At 67.0% G+C, this 17,308-nt stretch carries 13 protein-coding genes; 2 read left to right on the plus strand and 11 right to left on the minus strand.

Going from position 1 to position 17,308, the window contains the following annotated elements; translation table 11 throughout:
* Positions 1-6: 6 nt before the first annotated feature.
* The gene (locus BFL28_RS06110; RefSeq protein WP_069319706.1) at positions 7-2,055 is read right to left on the minus strand and encodes a protein-disulfide reductase DsbD family protein; all 2,049 of its coding nucleotides are present in this window, start codon (positions 2,053-2,055) and stop codon (positions 7-9) included.
* 70 nt (positions 2,056-2,125) lie between these two features.
* On the opposite strand from BFL28_RS06110, the gene BFL28_RS06115 reads away from it, so the two are divergent.
* A complete protein-coding gene (locus BFL28_RS06115) occupies positions 2,126-3,769 on the plus strand; it encodes an alkaline phosphatase family protein (RefSeq protein ID WP_069319833.1) in 1,644 nt (547 codons plus the stop codon).
* Positions 3,770-3,909: 140 nt separating this feature from the next.
* On the opposite strand, the gene mmsB is transcribed toward BFL28_RS06115, so the two are convergent.
* The 5 genes from mmsB to BFL28_RS06140 form a co-directional block, all read right to left on the minus strand.
* The gene (gene mmsB / locus BFL28_RS06120; protein WP_069319707.1) at positions 3,910-4,794 is read right to left on the minus strand and encodes a 3-hydroxyisobutyrate dehydrogenase; all 885 of its coding nucleotides are present in this window, start codon (positions 4,792-4,794) and stop codon (positions 3,910-3,912) included.
* A gap of 178 nt (positions 4,795-4,972) precedes the next feature.
* Positions 4,973-5,749, minus strand: coding sequence for an enoyl-CoA hydratase (locus BFL28_RS06125; protein WP_069319708.1), 777 nt, complete (start codon positions 5,747-5,749; stop codon positions 4,973-4,975).
* A gap of 38 nt (positions 5,750-5,787) precedes the next feature.
* Positions 5,788-6,855 (minus strand): enoyl-CoA hydratase/isomerase family protein, encoded by a 1,068-nt coding sequence (locus tag BFL28_RS06130; protein ID WP_069319709.1) that lies wholly within the window; start codon positions 6,853-6,855, stop codon positions 5,788-5,790.
* Positions 6,852-7,997: an acyl-CoA dehydrogenase family protein gene (locus BFL28_RS06135; protein ID WP_069319834.1), complete on the minus strand. Its 1,146-nt coding sequence runs from the start codon at positions 7,995-7,997 to the stop codon at positions 6,852-6,854. Before BFL28_RS06135 ends, BFL28_RS06130 begins: the two co-directional genes overlap by 4 nt.
* Before the next feature lie 3 nt (positions 7,998-8,000).
* On the minus strand, positions 8,001-9,512 hold the full coding sequence (locus BFL28_RS06140; RefSeq protein WP_069319710.1) for a CoA-acylating methylmalonate-semialdehyde dehydrogenase: 1,512 nt from the start codon (positions 9,510-9,512) through the stop codon (positions 8,001-8,003).
* An 88-nt stretch (positions 9,513-9,600) separates the two neighbouring features.
* On the opposite strand from BFL28_RS06140, the gene BFL28_RS06145 reads away from it, so the two are divergent.
* On the plus strand, positions 9,601-10,479 hold the full coding sequence (locus BFL28_RS06145) for a LysR family transcriptional regulator (RefSeq protein WP_069319711.1): 879 nt from the start codon (positions 9,601-9,603) through the stop codon (positions 10,477-10,479).
* Here the strand turns inward: BFL28_RS06145 and BFL28_RS06150 are convergent.
* The 5 genes from BFL28_RS06150 to BFL28_RS06170 all read right to left on the minus strand — a co-directional run bounded on the left by BFL28_RS06150 (position 10,476) and on the right by BFL28_RS06170 (position 17,135).
* Entirely contained in the window at positions 10,476-11,714 is a 1,239-nt protein-coding gene (locus BFL28_RS06150) for an adenosylmethionine--8-amino-7-oxononanoate transaminase (protein WP_069319712.1), read from the minus strand. The two genes, BFL28_RS06145 and BFL28_RS06150, sit on opposite strands and share 4 nt — an antisense overlap.
* Positions 11,711-12,307, minus strand: coding sequence for a dethiobiotin synthase (gene bioD / locus BFL28_RS06155; RefSeq protein WP_069319713.1), 597 nt, complete (start codon positions 12,305-12,307; stop codon positions 11,711-11,713). The genes BFL28_RS06150 and bioD overlap by 4 nt, the downstream gene beginning before the upstream one ends.
* Positions 12,304-13,413 carry an 8-amino-7-oxononanoate synthase gene (locus BFL28_RS06160; RefSeq protein WP_069319714.1) on the minus strand — a complete coding sequence of 370 codons (1,110 nt, stop codon included), beginning with the start codon at positions 13,411-13,413 and terminating at the stop codon, positions 12,304-12,306. Before BFL28_RS06160 ends, bioD begins: the two co-directional genes overlap by 4 nt.
* Complete coding sequence (locus BFL28_RS06165) at positions 13,410-14,246, minus strand: HpcH/HpaI aldolase/citrate lyase family protein (RefSeq protein ID WP_069319715.1); 837 nt, start codon at positions 14,244-14,246, stop codon at positions 13,410-13,412. The genes BFL28_RS06160 and BFL28_RS06165 overlap by 4 nt, the downstream gene beginning before the upstream one ends.
* Positions 14,247-14,339: 93 nt before the next feature.
* Positions 14,340-17,135, minus strand: a complete 2,796-nt coding sequence (locus BFL28_RS06170) for an MHYT domain-containing protein (RefSeq protein ID WP_173655688.1) — start codon at positions 17,133-17,135, stop codon at positions 14,340-14,342.
* Between the last annotated feature and the right edge of the window lie 173 nt (positions 17,136-17,308).

The following is a 17,308-nucleotide window of genomic DNA, read 5'->3' on the forward strand; positions in this document are numbered from 1 at the left end:
CTGATCTCATCCCCCCGGAAGCGCCACCAACATGCCTTGACTCAGCACCTGCGGCAAGACCTGCGGCTCGCGCGATCCCTTGGGATACCAAAGATATAGCGGCACCCCTGCGCGGTTATGGCGTTCGATGAAACGGCCAAGCTGCGGATTGCCGTCGGTCCAGTCGCCGACCAGCACCGTCACCCCCGCTTTCTGGAAGGCCTGTCGGACGGCGTCGGTCTCGATCGCAGCCTTTTCATTGACCTTGCAGGTGACGCACCAATCGGCGGTGAAATACGCGAAGACCGGCTTTCCCTCTGCCTGCAGCGCGGCGAGCCTGGCCTCAGTAAACGGTTCCGCTCCGCCCTTTTCGACCTGGCCTGCCGAGGCCGGCTTCTCGATCGTCGAGATGGCCCAGATGCCCGCGACGGTCACCGCAGCGGCGGCGATCCATGCCGCGCCATTGCCAACCCCGCGCATCTGACGGCGGCCGACCAGCCACAGCACCACCGCAAACCCAAGCGCGACGATCAGGCCGAGCGCCATGCCGTTGACGCCCTTGAGCCCGCCCAAGACCCAGGCCAGCGCGATGGCAGTGAGGAACATCGGCACCGACAGGATCTTGCGGAACGTGTCCATCCAGGCGCCGGGCCTGGGCAGCGCGCGTCGCAATGCGGGGACGAAGCCGAGCAGCAGGAACGGCAGCGCAAGGCCGAGGCCGAGGCCGAGGAAGATCAGCAGCCCGAGATACCAGGGCAGCACCAGCGTCGCGCCGAGCGCCACGCCCATGAATGGGCCAGTGCACGGGGTCGCAATGAATGCGGCAAGTGCCCCGGTCATGAACGCGCCGCCGGAACCTTCACCCGCCAGCTTACCGGCAAAGCGCGGCGTCATCAGCTCGAACAGGCCGGCTAGGTTGAGCGCGATGGCAAGGACCAGCAGCAGCAGGAACAGGATGACGCGCGCATCGGTCAGCTGGAACGCCCAGCCCACGCTCGCGCCCGCCGCACGCAGGCCAAGCATCGCGCCGCCCAGCGCGAGCACGACGAGAACGACGCCAGCGGTATAGGCAAGTGCTTCTGCCCGGGCGTGACGCTCGCTCGTCCCGCTCTTGGCAAGGCTGAGCGCCTTCAGGCTCAGGATCGGAAACACGCAGGGCATGATGTTGAGGATGAGTCCGCCGAGCAGCGCGCCGCCAAGCGCGACCAGCGCCGCCGACCAGTCGATCGCATCGGGCGCAGCCGACGCCGCGACGGTGCCGGGCATGGCGGTGACGCCGAACCCCTGCCCATTGCCCGGCGCGAATACGCCATCGAGCCGAAGCACGCTTCCCGTCGCCTTTGTCTCGATCACCGCCATGTCGCCGTCGCGGGTCACCTTTTGCGGCGCGTTGTACGTCAACGCGAGCGGCGTCAGCGGGTAGAAATAGGCCTCGTCGGTGAGCGGCGCGCCGGCCGGCCAGGGGATCGCGATGCGCGCGATGCCATCGGCGATGGCGAACTTGCCCTCGCTGCCCAGCGGCTTGGGCAACGCGCGGCGCCACTGGTCGAACCGCGCGCGTCGTTCCGCCGTGATCGTGCCGTCGCCGACGGTCAGGGTGAGCGAGAGGTTTTCGGTCTCCGGCACGCAAACCTCGTCAGTGCAGACGAGGTAGTCGGCGCGCACGCGGATCGGCAACGGTGTGCCAGGCGCCAGCCCTGCGGGGATCTTGAGCGTCGCGAACTGCGTGAACGGCCCCTTGTAGACATAGTTCATGATACCCGCGATCAGCAGCCGCGTCGGCACGGGATAGGCCAGGTCGCTGGCGGTCACGCCCCGGGGCAGTTGCCAGTCGAGCCGCGTTTCAAGCCCGGCATCGCCCGGGTTCTTCCAATAACCGTGCCAGCCCGGATCGGGCGTGGCGGCAAAGGCGAGCGTCACGTCGCTGCCCGGCGCCGGCATGTCGGTCTCAGCGACCAGTTCGACGGCCAGGTTGTTCGCGCCGGCGGGCTGCGCGGCGGCCGGTGCGGCACTGGCGAGCAGACATGCCAGGCCGACCACCAGCCATGTCACGAACGCGAAAGCATACCTGTGCATCACCAACCCTTGCCGTGCCGAAGCAGTACGAACATAGCGGACGCGGCCATCTTTGCCATCCAGAGGAATGATGTTTCGCCCCTTCGCCGCAGCCCTCGCGTTACTCGCCACCCCGGCCCTCGCCCGGGAAGCAGATCGCCCGCCCGCGCCGCGCGTCCCGCCCAAGCTGATCGTCGCGATCGCGGTCGATCAATTGTCAGCCGATGTGTTCGCCGAATATCGCCAGCACTTCACCGGCGGCCTCAAGCGGCTGCAGAATGGCGTGGTGTTCCCGTCCGGCTATCAAAGCCATGCCGCGACCGAGACATGCCCCGGGCATTCGACGATCCTGACCGGCAGCCGCCCCGCGCGGACGGGTATCATCGCCAATGACTGGGTGGACCTGACGACCGCACGGGCGGACAAGACGATCTATTGCAGCGAGGACGAGACCGTCCCTGGCAGCAGTTCATCGAACTACACCGTGTCGCCGCTGCATCTGAAGGTGCCGACGCTGGGCGAGCGGATGAAGGCGGCGGTGCCGGCGACGCGCGTGGTGGCGGTTGCGGGCAAGGACCGCGCGGCGGTGATGATGTCGGGCCGCGGCGCGGATCAGGCATGGTGGTGGGGCGGCAAGGGGTTCGTGAGCTATCTCGGCCGCGAAATGCCGGCCGCGGTGACCCGCGCCAATGCCGCCGTCGCCGCGCAAATCGCGCGGCCACAGCCCGCCATGGCGCTGCCCGACTTCTGCCACTCGCGCAATGTCGCGGTTCCGGTCGGGACCGCGGGCAAGACGGTCGGCACCGGACGGTTCGAACGAGCGGCGGGCGAAGCGGTCAAGTTCCGCGCCTCGCCCGAGTTCGATGCCGCAATCGTGACGCTTGCCACGCAGATGCGAGCGGACATGAAGCTGGGCGAAGGCGCGACGACCGACCTGCTGATCGTCGGCGCATCGGCCAGCGACTATGTCGGTCACACCTATGGCACCGAAGGCACCGAGATGTGCCTGCAGCTCTTCGCGCTCGATCGCACGCTGGGCAAGATGTTCGACGATCTGGACCGCACCGGAATCGACTATTCCGTCGTGCTGACCGCCGACCATGGCGGCCACGACTTGCCCGAGCGTCATCGCATGCACGGCATCACCGAGGCCGCGCGCGTGGACGCCGAGTTCAGGGCAGCCCGGATCGGCGAGCCGATCGCACGCAAGCTAGGCATTGCCGGCCAGCTGCTATGGGGCGGCAGTTTCGGCGACATGTGGGTCGATCCCAAGGTGACGGGCGCCAAGCGCAAACGCGCATTGGCCGAGATCGAGCGAGCGCTGACGGCACATCCGCAGGTGCAGGCGGTGCTGACCCGCGCGGCGATTCTGGCGACGCCCAGCCCGAGCGGGCCGCCGGAGACGTGGACCCTGCTGCAGCGGGCACGCGCCTCCTATTTCGACGGACGGTCGGGTGATTTCGTCGTGGCGTTGAAGCCCCGCATCACGCCGATATCGGATGGATCGAGGGGCAGCACGTCGACCCATGGCAGTTTCTGGGACTATGACCGGCGTGTGCCAATCCTGTTCTGGCGCAAGGGGATGACGGGCTTCGAGCAGCCGATGTCGGTCGAGACGGTGGACATTCTGCCGACGATCGCCGCGACGATCGGGCTGAACGTCCCGCCTGGCGAGATCGACGGGCGGTGCCTGGATCTGGACGCGGGGCCGGGATCGACCTGTCCGGCAAACTAGCCCGACAATTCACGTCGCCCCGGCCGTTCGCCTGGGTCCACCAAGCCGCAAGGTAATGCCGTCGAGCCTCGAAAGCTTTACTCGGCGCGCGGTGGATCCCGGCACGAGGCCGGAGATAACGTCGGTCTTCGAGGTTGGCGTTACGCCTTTTCGTCCAGCATCCTGATGATGCCCGAGAAATCGACGCCCGCGTTCCCGGCCTCGGTGAACCGGGTGTAAAGCTCTGCCGCACGCGCGCCCATCGGCGTGTTGGCGTCGGCGCTGGCCGCGGCTTCCATCGCGAGGCGCAGGTCCTTGAGCATCAGGCCCGCCGCAAAGCCGCCCTGATAGCCATTGTCGGCGGGCGTCTGCGGGCCGACGCCGGGCAGCGGCGCATAGCTGTTGAGCGACCAGCACGAGCCGGACGAGACCGAGGCGATGTCGTAGAAGGTCTGCGGGTCGAGGTTCAGCTTCTTGGCGAGCAACAGCGCCTCGCACGTTGCGACCATCGTCGCGCCGAGCAGCATGTTGTTGCAGATCTTTGCCGCCTGCCCCGCGCCATTGCCGCCGGCATGGATCACCGCCTTACCCATGTGCGACAGGATCGGCTCGGCACGCGCGAACGCCGCCTCGCTGCCACCGACCATGAAGGTGAGCGTGCCGCCCGCAGCCGCCGCGATCCCGCCCGAGACCGGGGCGTCGACGGCCACGAGCCCCTTCGCCATGGCGGCGTCGGCGACGCGGCGCGCGGTGTCCACGTCGATCGTCGAGCAATCGAGCAGGATCGCACCCGTATCCGCCGCGCCGAAGACGCTGTCTTCATAGACTTGTTCGACATGCTTGCCCGCCGGCAGCATGGTGATGACGGCCTCGGCGCCTGCGGCGGCGGCGGCGGCGCTTTCGACGGGCAGGCAGCCGGCAGCCCGGGCGCGGTCGAGCGCCTCGGCCGACAGGTCGAAGGCGCGGACATCATGTCCTGCCTTTGCCAGGTTCGCGGCCATGCCGCCGCCCATATTGCCGAGGCCGATGAAACCGATGCGTGCCATGTCTTGCTCCCAAACCTTCTCCTGAGGGAGAAGGATACCGTAGCTTGGCGGCTTGCCGCCTAGCGGAGGTTGGATGAGGGGAGATGCGCCATCGATAGCGCGATCCCCTCACCCAGCTACGACTAGGCAGCGAGCTGCCAAGTCTGCGCAACCCTCTCCCGACGGGAGAGGGAAGCAGTCACTTCCCCGTCCAGCTGCCCGGGCGTTTCTCGACAAAGGCGGCCATGCCTTCCTTTTGATCCGCGCTGCCGAACAGGCCGTGGAACAGGCGGCGCTCGAACTGGACGCCTTGCGCCAGGCTGGTTTCGAACGCAGCGTTGACCATTTCCTTGTTCGCAAGGATCGCAAGCGGCGCCATCGACGCGATCGTCGCGGCAGTCTTGAGCGCCTCTTCCACCAGATCGGCGGCGGGGACGATGCGGCTGACCAGGCCGGCGCGCTCGGCCTCTTCTGCGCCCATCATGCGGCTAGTCAGGCACATCTCCATCGCCTTGGCCTTGCCCACCGCGCGGGTCAGCCGCTGCGAGCCGCCCATGCCCGGGGCAACCGCCAGCTTGATCTCGGGCTGGCCGAACTTCGCCGTATCGGCCGCGAGGATGAAGTCGCACATCATGGCGAGTTCGCACCCGCCGCCCAGCGCGAAGCCGGAAACGGCAGCGATGATCGGCTTGCGCGTGCGCGTGAACTGGTCCCAGCCGGCGAAGAAATCATGGCCATACATGTCGGCAAAGCCTTGGTGCTGCATCTCCTTGATATCGGCGCCGGCGGCGAACGCCTTTTCGCTGCCGGTGAGGACCGCGCAACGCTGCGAAGGATCGGCGTCGAACGCGGCGAAGGCGGCGAGCAAATCGGCAAGCACTTCGCTGTTGAGGGCATTGAGCGCCTGCGGACGGTTGAGCGTCACCAGCGTTACGGCATCGCGCCGTTCGACCAGGATGGTGTTGTAGTCGGTCATGCTTCTTCCTTTGTCCGCTCGCGGCTGCGGGAGGGATTTTAGTTGGGCGTCCAAGCCTCGTCCTCCGGCAACGGCGCGAAGATCTGGTCAATGAGATGATCGCTCACTGCCTCGGGCGTCGCGGGGTCCCAGCGCGGCGCATTGTCCTTGTCGACGATCAGCGCGCGAACGCCCTCGATGAAGTCGTGCCGCTGCACGACGTGACTGGCAACGGCGAACTCCTGCCGCATCTCGTCCTCGAAGGTCGGCATGGTCGCGCCATCGAGCAGCAGCTTGAGGCTGACCTTCATCGACTGCGGCGATTTGGTGCGGATCGTGGCGAGCTGCTGGGCGGCCCATTCGCCGCCGTCCGCTTCGAGCGCTGCGATGATATCCTCGAGCGTGTCGGACGCGAACAGGCGGTCGATGGCGTCGCGGTGTGTGAGAATAGGGGCATCGGGTGTCGGTGCCGACAGCTCGCCCAATATGGCTTCGATCGCCTGTGGTTCGGCGGCGATGCGCGCCTTGGCATCGTCCAGCCGATCGGCGGGAAGATAGTGGCTGGCCAAGCCCAGCGCGACGCACTCCGCGCCATCAAGCCGATGGCCGGTGACCGCGAGATACTGGCCGATCCGCCCCGGCAAGCGCGAGAGGTACCAGCCGCCGCCGACATCGGGGAACAGGCCGATGCCGGTTTCGGGCATCGCGAACTTCGTGTTCTCGGTCGCTACGCGATGTCTTGCCGGCTGGCTGATCCCGACGCCGCCGCCCATGGTGATGCCGTCCATGAACGCGACGATCGGCTTGGGACAAGTGAACAGCGCGTGGTTCATGCGATATTCGACGCGGAAAAAATCGCGCGCATCGCGTCCGTCCTTCGCGCCGCTCTCTGCGAGCAGACGGATGTCGCCACCGGCGCAGAAGCCGCGCGAATATTTCGGGTCGCCATCCGGCGAGGGGGCATGGTCAATGAGCACGGCCTCGATCGTGGGATCGTCGCGCCATGCCGTGATGGCATCGAGCACCGCCTGACACATGCCGGTGTTGAGCGCGTGGATCGCCTTGGGCCGGTTGAGGCGAACGCGGCCGATCTTGCCCTCGGTCGAGATCAGGACATCCTGGCTCATTGGCGCGTCAGTTCCCGTCCGACGATCATCCGCATCACCTGGTTGGTCCCTTCAAGGATCGAGTGAACGCGAAGGTCGCGCCAGAAACGCTCGATCGGATAGTCCATCAGATAGCCATAGCCGCCATGCAGCTGAAGCGCACGGTCGACCACGCTGCTGCCAGTATCAGTGGCGAAGCGCTTAGCCATGGCGGCGAACTTGGTCTTGTCAGGGGCGTTGGCGGTCACCTTGGCGGCGGCGAGATACAGCAGCGCGCGTGCTGCCTCCAGCTCGGTTGCCATATCGGCCAGCGTGAATTGCGTATTCTGGAATTCGGCGATCGCGGTGCCGAACTGCTTGCGATCCCTTGTATATTGGATCGCCTCGTTGAGGCAGCGCTGCGCCCCGCCGAGCGAACAGGCACCGATGTTCAGGCGGCCGCCGTCGAGGCCCATCATGGCGATGCGGAACCCCTCCCCCTCGCCGCCGACCAGGTTTTCGACCGGCACGCGGACATTGTCGAACATCACCTGTCGCGTCGGCTGGGCATGCCAGCCAAGCTTGCGCTCGTTCGCGCCGAAGCTGACGCCGGGCATGTCCTTTTCGATGGCGAGGCACGAAATGCCCTTCGGTCCGTCAACGCCGGTGCGCACCATCGTGACGTAAAGCTCGTTCTCGCCCGCGCCCGAGATGAACTGCTTGCTGCCGTTGACGATGTAGAAATCGCCGTCGCGCTTCGCCGTGGTCTTGAGCGCGGCGGCGTCGGAGCCGGACGACGGCTCGGTCAGGCAATAGCTCGCCAGCCAGTCGGCGGTGACCAGGCGCGGCAGATACTTGTCCTTCACCACCTGTGACCCGAAGCGGTCGATCATCCACGCCGCCATGTTGTGGATCGAGATGAAGGCGCTCGTCGCCGGGCAGCCAAAGGCCATCGCCTCCATGATCAGCGCGGATTCGAGGCGGCCGAGACCGATGCCGCCGCTTTGCTCGCTGACATAGATCGCGCCGAACCCAAGCTCGGCCGCGGCCTTCACCGTCTCGCGCGGGAAGATGTGCTTTTCATCCCACTCCGCGGCATTCGGCGTGATGGCATCGGCGGTGAACTTTCGCGCCATCTCCTGGATCGCGCGCTGGTCCTCGGTCAGGTCGAACTGGTCGGTCATCATTTACCCCATTGTCGGGATGACGAACGCGTTGCCGCCGTCCGGCGATCCGTCTGGCCAGCGCTGCGTGATCGTCTTCACCTTGGTAAAGAACTTGACGCCCTCCATGCCGTGCTGGTTGGTGTCGCCAAAAGCGCTGCGCTTCCACCCGCCGAACGTGTGATAGGCGACCGGCACCGGGATCGGCACGTTGATGCCAACCATGCCGACGTTGACGCGCGCCGCGAACTCGCGCGCGGCGTGGCCGTTGCGGGTGAAGATCGCGACCCCATTGCCATAGGGGTGCTCGCTCGGCAGGCGCAGCGCGTCCTCGAAACTGTCGGCGCGGACCATCTGAAGCACCGGGCCGAAAATCTCTTCCTGATAGGTGCGCATCTGCGGCGTGACGCGGTCGAACAGCGTCGGGCCGACGAAGAAGCCGTCCTCGTGCCCCTGAAGGCTGAAGCCGCGACCATCGACGACCAGTTCCGCGCCCTCTTCCACGCCCATCTGGATGTAGCTTTCGATCTTCGCCTTGTGCGCGGCAGTGACGACCGGGCCGTAATGCGCCTCGGCATCGGTCGACACGCCGACGCGCAGGCCCTGAATTGCGGGCAGCAGCTTTTCGCGCAGTGCGATGGCTGTCTTCTCACCCACCGGCACCACCACCGGCAGCGCCATGCAGCGCTCGCCCGCCGAGCCGAAGGCGGCACCCGCTAGGTCGTTGACCACCTGGTCCAGATCGGCGTCGGGCATCACAATTCCATGGTTCTTCGCCCCGCCCATCGCCTGCACGCGCTTGCCGGCATCGACGCCGCGCCGATAGACGTAATGCGCAATGTCCGACGAGCCGACGAAGCTGACCGCCTTGATCTCCGGATGGTCGAGGATCGCGTCGACCATTTCCTTGTCGCCCTGGACGACCTGCAGGATGCCCTCGGGCGCGCCGGCTTCCAGCATCAGTTCGGCAAGGCGGACGGGCACGCTGGGGTCGCGCTCGCTGGGCTTGAGGATGAAGGCGTTGCCGCAGGCGATGGCGATGCCGAACATCCACATCGGGATCATGGCGGGAAAGTTGAACGGCGTGATGCCGGCGACGACGCCGAGCGGCTGGCGCATCGAATAGACGTCGATGCCGGGCCCTGCGCCCTGCGTATACTCGCCCTTCAGCACATGCGGGATGCCGCAGGCGAACTCGATCACCTCGAGTCCGCGCTGGATGTCGCCCTTTGCGTCGGCGATCACCTTGCCATGTTCGGAGCTGAGCAGATGCGCCAGCTCGTCCATGTGGTTTTCGATCAGCGCCTTGAACGCAAACATCACGCGCGCGCGGCGCTGCGGGTTGGTGGCGGCCCAGCTGGGTTGCGCCCTGAGCGCATTGCCCATGGCAGCGTCGAGATCTGCCTGAACGCCCAGCGTGACCTGCGCCTGAACCTTGCCGGTATTGGGATCGAACACGTCGCTGCGGCGCGCGCCCGTGCCGGCGGTCGATGCACTGCCGATGAAGTGGGAAATCTCGCGGACGGCGGTTGCCATGTCAGACTCTCCTTTACGAACGTGATGCCGCGCCTGGTGGCATGCGGCAACCGATGGACATGCAGGCACGTGCTGCATATTTGCAGCTATGGACTGGAGCGATTTGCCGATCTTCCTCGCTGTGGCGCGTAACGGCCAACTGGCCAAGGCCGCGCAGGCCCTTGAGATCGACGCCACCACCGCCGGGCGGCGGTTGCGGCGGCTGGAGAAATCGCTTGGCGAGCGGTTGTTCGAGCAGGGTCCAGATGGACAGACGCTGACGCCCGCCGGCGAACGATTGCTGACCCACGCGCGCGAGATGGAGCGGGCCGCCGCCGCGATGCGCCATCCCGAGCAGGGCGGACCCGTGCGTGGCACGGTTCGGGTCAGCGTATCCGAAGGGTTCGGCACCTGGTTCGTCAGCCGACATCTCGGCACCCTTGCCGACGCGCATCCCGGCCTGTCGGTCGACCTGGTCGCGTCGAGCGGTTTCCTGAGCCCATCGCGACGCGAAACGGACATCGCCGTGCTGCTGGCCCGTCCCCGCCGTGGGCCGCTGATCACGCGCAAGCTCGCCGATTATGGGCTGCGGCTGTACGCTTCCCGCGACTATCTGGCGAACAGCCCACCGCTCGATACCGCTGGCGATCTTCGCCAGCACCGGCTGATCGGCTATGTGCCCGACATCCTCTATGCACCGGAACTTCGTTATCTCGACGAGATACCGGGCGCGCATGAGCCGCAGTTGCGATCGTCCAGCATCAACGCGCAGTTCCGCATGGCGACCTATGGCGCGGGGGTGGCGGTCCTGCCCTGCTTCATTGGCGATTCCAGTTCCGCACTTGCGCGCGTGCTGCCCGACATCGTGCTGCGCCGCAGCTTCTGGCTGGTGACGCATGAGGAGACGCGGCACTTCGCGCAGGTCGAGGCATTCGTCGAGTGGCTGACGGCACTGGCGGCGCGGCACCGGGGCGAGTTGGAAGGCTAGAGCGCCAGCGCCTGGTCGATCACGGCATAGATGCGCGCGAGATCGTCGTCGGAGATACAGTAAGGCGGCATGACATAGACGGTATTGCCGAGCGGTCGGAGCAGCACCTCGCGCTCGCGGAAGAAGTTCAGCAGTCGAGGTCCAAGATCGGACAGGTAGCTGCCTGATCGATCCTGAAACTCCATTGCCACAACTGTTCCGATCTGACGGAGATTGTTTACTTTTCCTGCCAGGGTTTGCGCCTGAACGGCCTGGCGGCGCGTGAGATCGGCGATCCGGTCGAGCACCGGTTCGTCGCGCCAGATGGCGAGGTTCGCGGCGGCCGCAGCGCAGGCGATCGGGTTGGCGGTGTAGCTCGACGAATGGAAGAACATCGTCGCCCGATCGGTCGAGCGATGGCTTTCGAAAATGTCGGGCGTAGCCATGGTGACGGCGAGCGGCAGCGATCCCCCAGTCAGCCCCTTGGACAGGCAGAGCAGGTCGGGCACGACCCCGGCCTGTTCGCAGGCAAGCAGCGTGCCGGTGCGGCCCCAGCCCGTCATCACTTCATCCGCGACGAACAGCACGCCGTGTGCCGCGCAAAGCTGACGCAGGTCCCTGAGCACCGAGGGAGCATAGATCCGCATGCCGCCTGCGCCGAGCAATAGCGGTTCGACGATGAGTGCGGCCGGACGATCCGCGCAGAGGCGCTCGAATATGTCGAGTGTCGCCTGTTCGGCGCCTGGCTCCGGGAACGGGATGACGTCCACGTCGAAGAGCAGCGGCGTATAACTGCGATTGAAGACGCCACGCGCGCCGACCGACATCGCGCCGATCGTGTCGCCGTGATAGCTGCCCTCCATCACCACGATGCGGTGACGGTCTTCGCCACGATTGGCGAAATGGCCGAGCGCCATCTTGAGCGCGACTTCGACGCTGGTCGACCCGCTGTCGGAGAAGAAGACATGGTCGAGCGGGCGCGGCATCATCGCTACGAGGTCGCGCGCGACGGTCTCGGCCGGCTCGTGCGTCCAGCCGGCAAAGATCAGTTGGTCGAGCGTGCTCGCCTGCTGCCGGATCGCGGCCATGATGCGGGGGTGACAATGGCCATGGGTGGTCACCCACCAGGACGAGATCGCGTCGATGACCCGCCGTCCATCGGCGGTGAACAGCGCCGCACCCTCTGCATGCGTGACCAGCGGCACCGGCTCGTTCAGGCCATGCTGAGTAAACGGGTGCCAGACCGGCGACGTCACAGGCCGTCCAGGTCGAGTGCGGCGGCCGCGCCCTGAAGCGATTGCGGCGTCAGCGGATCGAGCACCGGCAGACGGCCGAGCGAGCGAACCTGGCCGATGACGCAGATCGTCGCCTGACTGTCGAGCACCTCTTCGCCCACGAACAAAAAGCCGGCGATCGGCACCTGTCGTGCGCGCAAGGCCTCGATCGTCAGCAAGCTGTGATTGATCGTCCCGAGCGCAGTGCGCGCGACGATCACGGTCGGCAGCTGCCAGCGCGCGAACAGATCGGCGTAGAGGAGCTCGCGCGTGACCGGCACCAACGCGCCGCCCGCCCCCTCGATCACCACGCGCCCGGCGGGCGGGTTCAGGGAAGCCGGGTCGATGACGATGCCATCGATCTCGGCAGCGCGATGCGGGGAACAGGGGGTGTTGAGGCGATAGGCTTCGGGAAACACCTGTGCCCCGGACAATTGGGCCACGGTCGCCGTATCGCTGCCGTCATCGAACCCAGCCTGGATCGGCTTCCAATAGCTTGCGCCCAGGCGCCAGGCGAGCGCGGCCGAGGCGACGGTCTTGCCGACGCCGGTATCGGTTCCTGTCACGACGATCATGCCAGCGCCTCGGCCAGCGCATCGATATCGGCATGGGTGGCGTTCAGCGTCAGCGAGATGCGCAGTCGGGACGTGCCGGGCGCGACAGTCGGCGGACGGATGCCGCGCACGTCGAAGCCGCGCGCCTGAACCGCGGCGGCGCGGGCCATGGTTGCGGTGTCTTCGCCAATGACGAGCGGCAGGATCTGCGAGCCGGTCGGCTTGACGCCTAGCGGGGCAAGCACCCGCTCGGCATGGGCGATCAGCGCGGCGAGCCGGTCGCGGCGCGCCGGTTCGTCCTGCACGATCCGCAACGCGGCGCGAACCGCAGCCGCCATCAACGGCGATGGCGCCGTCGAGAAGATGAAAGGGCGCGCGCGGTTGACCAGGAAGTCAATGAAGATGCGCGGCCCGGTGACCAGCGCACCTTCGCAGCCCAGCGCCTTGCCGCAGGTGTGCAGCGTGATGACGTTAGAGCGCCCCTCCAGCGAAGCGGCGATGCCGCGTCCACCTTCCCCCCACACGCCGGTGGCATGCGCTTCGTCGATCAGCAGCATGGCGTCGTGGCGATCGGCGATGTCGGCCAACGCCGCCACATCCGCAACATCGCCATCCATCGAATAGAGGCTCTCGACCGCGATCCATGGCGTGCCCGTGCCGCCGTCAGCTCGCCAGCGCAGGATCGTATCCTCGATGGCTTGCGCGTCGTTATGGCCGGCAGCGACGGCATGCGCGCGCGCGAGGCGCAGCCCGTCGTGCATGCTGGCATGGACCAGCGCATCGTGAACGATCAGATCGCCTGGCTGCGGCAACGTCGCCAGCAGCGCGACGTTCGCGGCAAAGCCGGTCGAGAAGAACAGCGCCGCCTCGCTGCCGAACATTGCTGCCGCTTCGGTCTCCAGCATCTCGATCTCGGGATCGTTGCCGCGCAGCAGACGCGATCCGCCCGATCCGATCGCCACGCCCTGCCCGATTGCGTCGCTCACCGCGTCGCGCAGCCGCTGGTCGCCGGCAAGGCCCAGATAATCGTTGGAGGCGAAGTCGATGCCGGTGCGCGGGGTCAGGCTGCGATAGCGGCCAGCGGCACGCAGCCGCTCAAGATCCTGATGGTGAAAGGCGCCGGTCACGCCGCCCCTGCGCGCGCGAGCAGCGCCCGCGCCTGCTTGAGGTGCGGCGCGTCGATCATCTTGCCGTCCAGTTGCAGCGCGCCTGCGTCCGGATTGGCGGCAAAGGCGGCGACGATGCGCCGTGCCTGATCAATCGCCGCCTCGCTCGGCGTGAAGGCGCGGTTGATGACGTCCACCTGTGCCGGATGGATCGCCATCATGCCGGTAAAGCCGTCACGCAGCGCCCTGCCGCAATAGCGTTCGAGTCCCTCGAGGTCGCGAAAATCGGGATAGACCGTCTCGATCGGCGCGACGCCGGCCGCATGTGCCCCGAACAGCGTCAGCGCGCGAACCATCTCGTAAGGCGGCGTGTAGCTGCCGTCGCTCTCACGCGAGGATATGGCGCCGATCGCTGCGGGGAGGTCTTCCGCGCCCCAGGTAAGCCCGGACAAGCGCGGCGAGCAGCCTGCATAGCTGCCAAGGCCGAAGATCGCGGCCGGCGTTTCGGTCGCGATCGGCAGGATGCGGGCACTGACACCCGCCAGCATCGCGTCCAGCCGCGCCACGTTCTCACCAGACTGCGCCTTGGGCAGCACGATGCCGTCGGCGCCCTGTGCGGCGGCGAGATCGTCGGCAACCATGCCGGAGTCGAGCGGATTGATCCGCACCCACCGTCCGACGCCGGGATGCGGCCGTGCCAGGAACGCCGTGACCGCCTGACGCGCCTGCGGCTTCGCAGCGGGCGTGACCGAATCCTCAAGGTCCAGGATCAGTGCATCGGCGCCGCTTGCCAGCGCCTTGTCCATGCGATCCGGACGGTCAGCCGGAACGAACAGCAGCGATCGCAGACGCATGGGCCCTCCCGTGCCTTGGCCCGGCACCATGCGGGGCGGCGTTCCCGTATCCAGCATGACGCGGCGAGGCAATATGCGCTCCGCGCGCGGCGCTCAGCCAAGGTCGCGCAAGGCGGCAACCAGATCGGCCTGCACGAACGGCTTGCTGAGCCGCGGCAGGCTGTCGTCGATGTCCCCGGCATCGGCATAGCCCGAGATGATCAGCAGTCGAATGCCCGGCAGCCGTTCGCGCAGCTGCAGCGCGAGCGAGGAGCCGGTCATTCCCGGCATGAGATGATCCGTGACCAGCAGATCGGGCCTCATCCCGGCATCGACTTGATCAAGCGCCGCCGCTGCCGATGCGGCGCAGGTCACGGTAAGCCCGATGTCGCGCAACATCTGCGCAGCGGAGTCGCGGACCAGTTCGTCATCGTCCACCAACAGGACGGTGCCGCTGAACGCATGCGCTTCGTCAGCTTCTGCCCCGCCAGCGCCCGATTGTGCCGCATCCACGCTTTCCGGAAGCCACAGCATGATCTGCGTGCCCGCCCCTGGTTGACTGTCGATCGTCAGCGCACCGCCCAGCTGCGCGGCGAGGCCATGCGCCATGGACAGTCCGAGCCCCGTTCCCTGCCCCACGCCTTTGGTCGAAAAGAACGGTTCGATCGCGCGGCGCTGTGTTTCCTGATCCATGCCCACGCCAGTGTCGGCGACGCACAGGCAGATGTAGCGGCCCGCGCCGAGTTCGCGCATGTCCCCCTCGCCGATCACGGCATGAGACACGCCGATCCGCAGCTGCCCGCCCTGCGGCATCGCGTCGCGGGCGTTCACGGCAAGGTTCAGCAACGCCATTTCAAGTTGGTTGGCATCCGCGGTGGCCGCGGGCACGCCAGCGGGGGCGTCGACCGCCACCTTGATCTGCGGGCCGATCGTGCTTGAGATGAGGTCGGCCATGCTTCGCACCAGTTCGCTGACATCGACCGGCGCGATCTGCAGCGGCTGCCGGCGGGCGAAGGACAGCAGCCGCTGGATCAGCGTACGGGCGCGCTCGGCCGATTGCAGCGCACCGGCGACGAACCTGCGATCGCGCTCGTCCACGACGCCCTTGCGGTGGAGCCGGTCGAGCGAACCGAGGATAGGGGTCAGCAGATTGTTGAAGTCGTGCGCAACACCGCCGGTCAGCTGGCCGATCGCCTCCATCTTCTGTGCCTGCCGCAGCGCCTCTTCGGCCGCAACCTGGCGTGTCACGTCGCGGCTGGATGCGACGATTCGAGTGACCCGGCCCTCCTCCGACAACGGTACCAGGGTGGTGTCCCAGTGGCGCGGCTCGCCCCCGACCACGAACGAGTGGCGATAATGGGCGATTTCACGAGTCTGGACGATGTGACGATAGGCCCGAACCATTCGCTGCGCGATGCGGGGTGGCAGGCATTGCTGAAGGCGCTTGCCACGGATCGCGTCGAGCCTCACGCCCAATGCAGCCTCGTGAGCCGGGTTCATCTGCTCGATCAGGAATTCGCCGTCGACGCCGACTGCAATGACTGAGAGCGGATCGGGCGTATGTTCGAAATAGGCGCGGTACAGCGCATCGGCGGCGCGACGGCCCGCCTCCGCCCGCTGCAACTCGCGCGTGCGCTGCTCGACGCGCATCTCCAGACTGGCGTTGAGTTCGCGCAGCTGATCCTCGACCGCGCTGCGTTCGATCACCAGCCGGACGCGCTCTGCGATCTCCTCCATGAAGCTGATCTCATCGGCCCGCCAGTGGCGCGGCTTGCGATCGTTGAGATAGACGATCGTGCGCAGCCGCCCGCCGCGCACGAACGGCACCACCAGGATTGCCCGTGTGTCCACCTCGCGCGCCGTCGCCTGCGTACGGCTCTCGTCGCTAAGGTCAGATGCAAACAGGTCGCCGATCGCCACCGTCCGACCCGCCGTGAGCGCAGCGACGATCTTTGGCCCGAACGCGGCGGCGGGAAAGCGGCCGAGCAGCGGCGGCGCGCTGCCGTCGGTCCAGCAAGTGCTGTAATCGAACACGTCCTCCAGCGGGTCGAGGTCGCCGAAGCCGGTTCTGGTCACGCCGAAATGCGCGCCCATCAACGCCGCAACCTCCGGCAGCGCCACCTCTGCGCTGCGCCCGCGCAGAATGTCGGCCACCTGCAATCGCAGGGCAATCCGCGCCTCGCGCCGCGCGGCACGCTGGAACACCCGTTCAAGCTGCGCCGCGCCGAGCGAGAGGAGCAAGATGAGGCTGGTGAGAAAGCTGATCGTGATCGCCAGATAGGTCTGGCCGACGCTGGCAAGTCCCTGCGCATCGTCCATGCCCGCCATCGTGAACGTCGCGGCGTACATGCCCGCATAGTGCATGCCGGCGATCGCCGCGCCCATCACCACCGCCGCTGCGATCCGCTGGGGCAGCTTGCGGTCGCGCGACGCCAGCCACACTGCCGCAGTGGCCGCGACCAGCGCGATGACGATCGAGATCGCGACCCATACCGGATCGTAGCGTAGCGCTGCCGGCATGCGCATCGCTGCCATGCCAAGGTAATGCATCCCGACGACCCCGGTCGCAATCAGCGCGCCGGCCAGCGCGGTGCGGGCGGGCGTGACCTGCTGCCAGTTCAGGGTCGCCAGGCCAGCGCCGGTAAAGCCGATGGCAAGGGCGAGCGAAAGCAGCGTCGGCCCAACGTCATAGCTGATGGTCATGCCCGGCATGCTGAACGCCAGCATCGCGACGAAATGCATGGCCCAGATACCGCCGCCCAGCGTCACCGCCGCCGCGCCGAGCCACACGCGGCGCGCCCGCTGCCGCGATGCCCGAATACGGCCCGCGAGGCTCAGCGCGGTATAGGAGGCGAAGATCGCGATACCGATCGACAGGGCGACCAGAAAGTCGTCGTGCGCGCCGGTCATGATCATCGCTGCAACGCCGATCGGTGCCGCGGATCGGCAGATGCTGCGCGCAGTCCCCTCATTGCCCCTCCAGTCCGAAGCAATGCTTACCGCGCACCGGCGCTCCGGCCAACCGGCAGACGACATTTGGTCCAGCGCGTGCGATGTTTTTGTCACTGCGGCGCCGACGCCCA

Source organism: Sphingomonas turrisvirgatae (assembly GCF_001721295.1).
Classification (GTDB): domain Bacteria; phylum Pseudomonadota; class Alphaproteobacteria; order Sphingomonadales; family Sphingomonadaceae; genus Sphingomonas; species Sphingomonas turrisvirgatae.

Coding starts and splice junctions, on each gene's coding strand:
- bioD (WP_069319713.1), bottom strand. CDS start 12,307: ATGATCGTCGTGACAGGAACCGATACCGGCGTCGGCAAGACCGTCGCC.
- BFL28_RS06110 (WP_069319706.1), bottom strand. CDS start 2,055: ATGCACAGGTATGCTTTCGCGTTCGTGACATGGCTGGTGGTCGGCCTG.
- BFL28_RS06115 (WP_069319833.1), top strand. CDS start 2,126: ATGTTTCGCCCCTTCGCCGCAGCCCTCGCGTTACTCGCCACCCCGGCC.
- BFL28_RS06170 (WP_173655688.1), bottom strand. CDS start 17,135: ATGACCGGCGCGCACGACGACTTTCTGGTCGCCCTGTCGATCGGTATC.
- BFL28_RS06125 (WP_069319708.1), bottom strand. CDS start 5,749: ATGACCGACTACAACACCATCCTGGTCGAACGGCGCGATGCCGTAACG.
- BFL28_RS06140 (WP_069319710.1), bottom strand. CDS start 9,512: ATGGCAACCGCCGTCCGCGAGATTTCCCACTTCATCGGCAGTGCATCG.
- BFL28_RS06135 (WP_069319834.1), bottom strand. CDS start 7,997: ATGACCGACCAGTTCGACCTGACCGAGGACCAGCGCGCGATCCAGGAG.
- BFL28_RS06165 (WP_069319715.1), bottom strand. CDS start 14,246: ATGCGTCTGCGATCGCTGCTGTTCGTTCCGGCTGACCGTCCGGATCGC.
- BFL28_RS06130 (WP_069319709.1), bottom strand. CDS start 6,855: ATGAGCCAGGATGTCCTGATCTCGACCGAGGGCAAGATCGGCCGCGTT.
- BFL28_RS06145 (WP_069319711.1), top strand. CDS start 9,601: ATGGACTGGAGCGATTTGCCGATCTTCCTCGCTGTGGCGCGTAACGGC.
- mmsB (WP_069319707.1), bottom strand. CDS start 4,794: ATGGCACGCATCGGTTTCATCGGCCTCGGCAATATGGGCGGCGGCATG.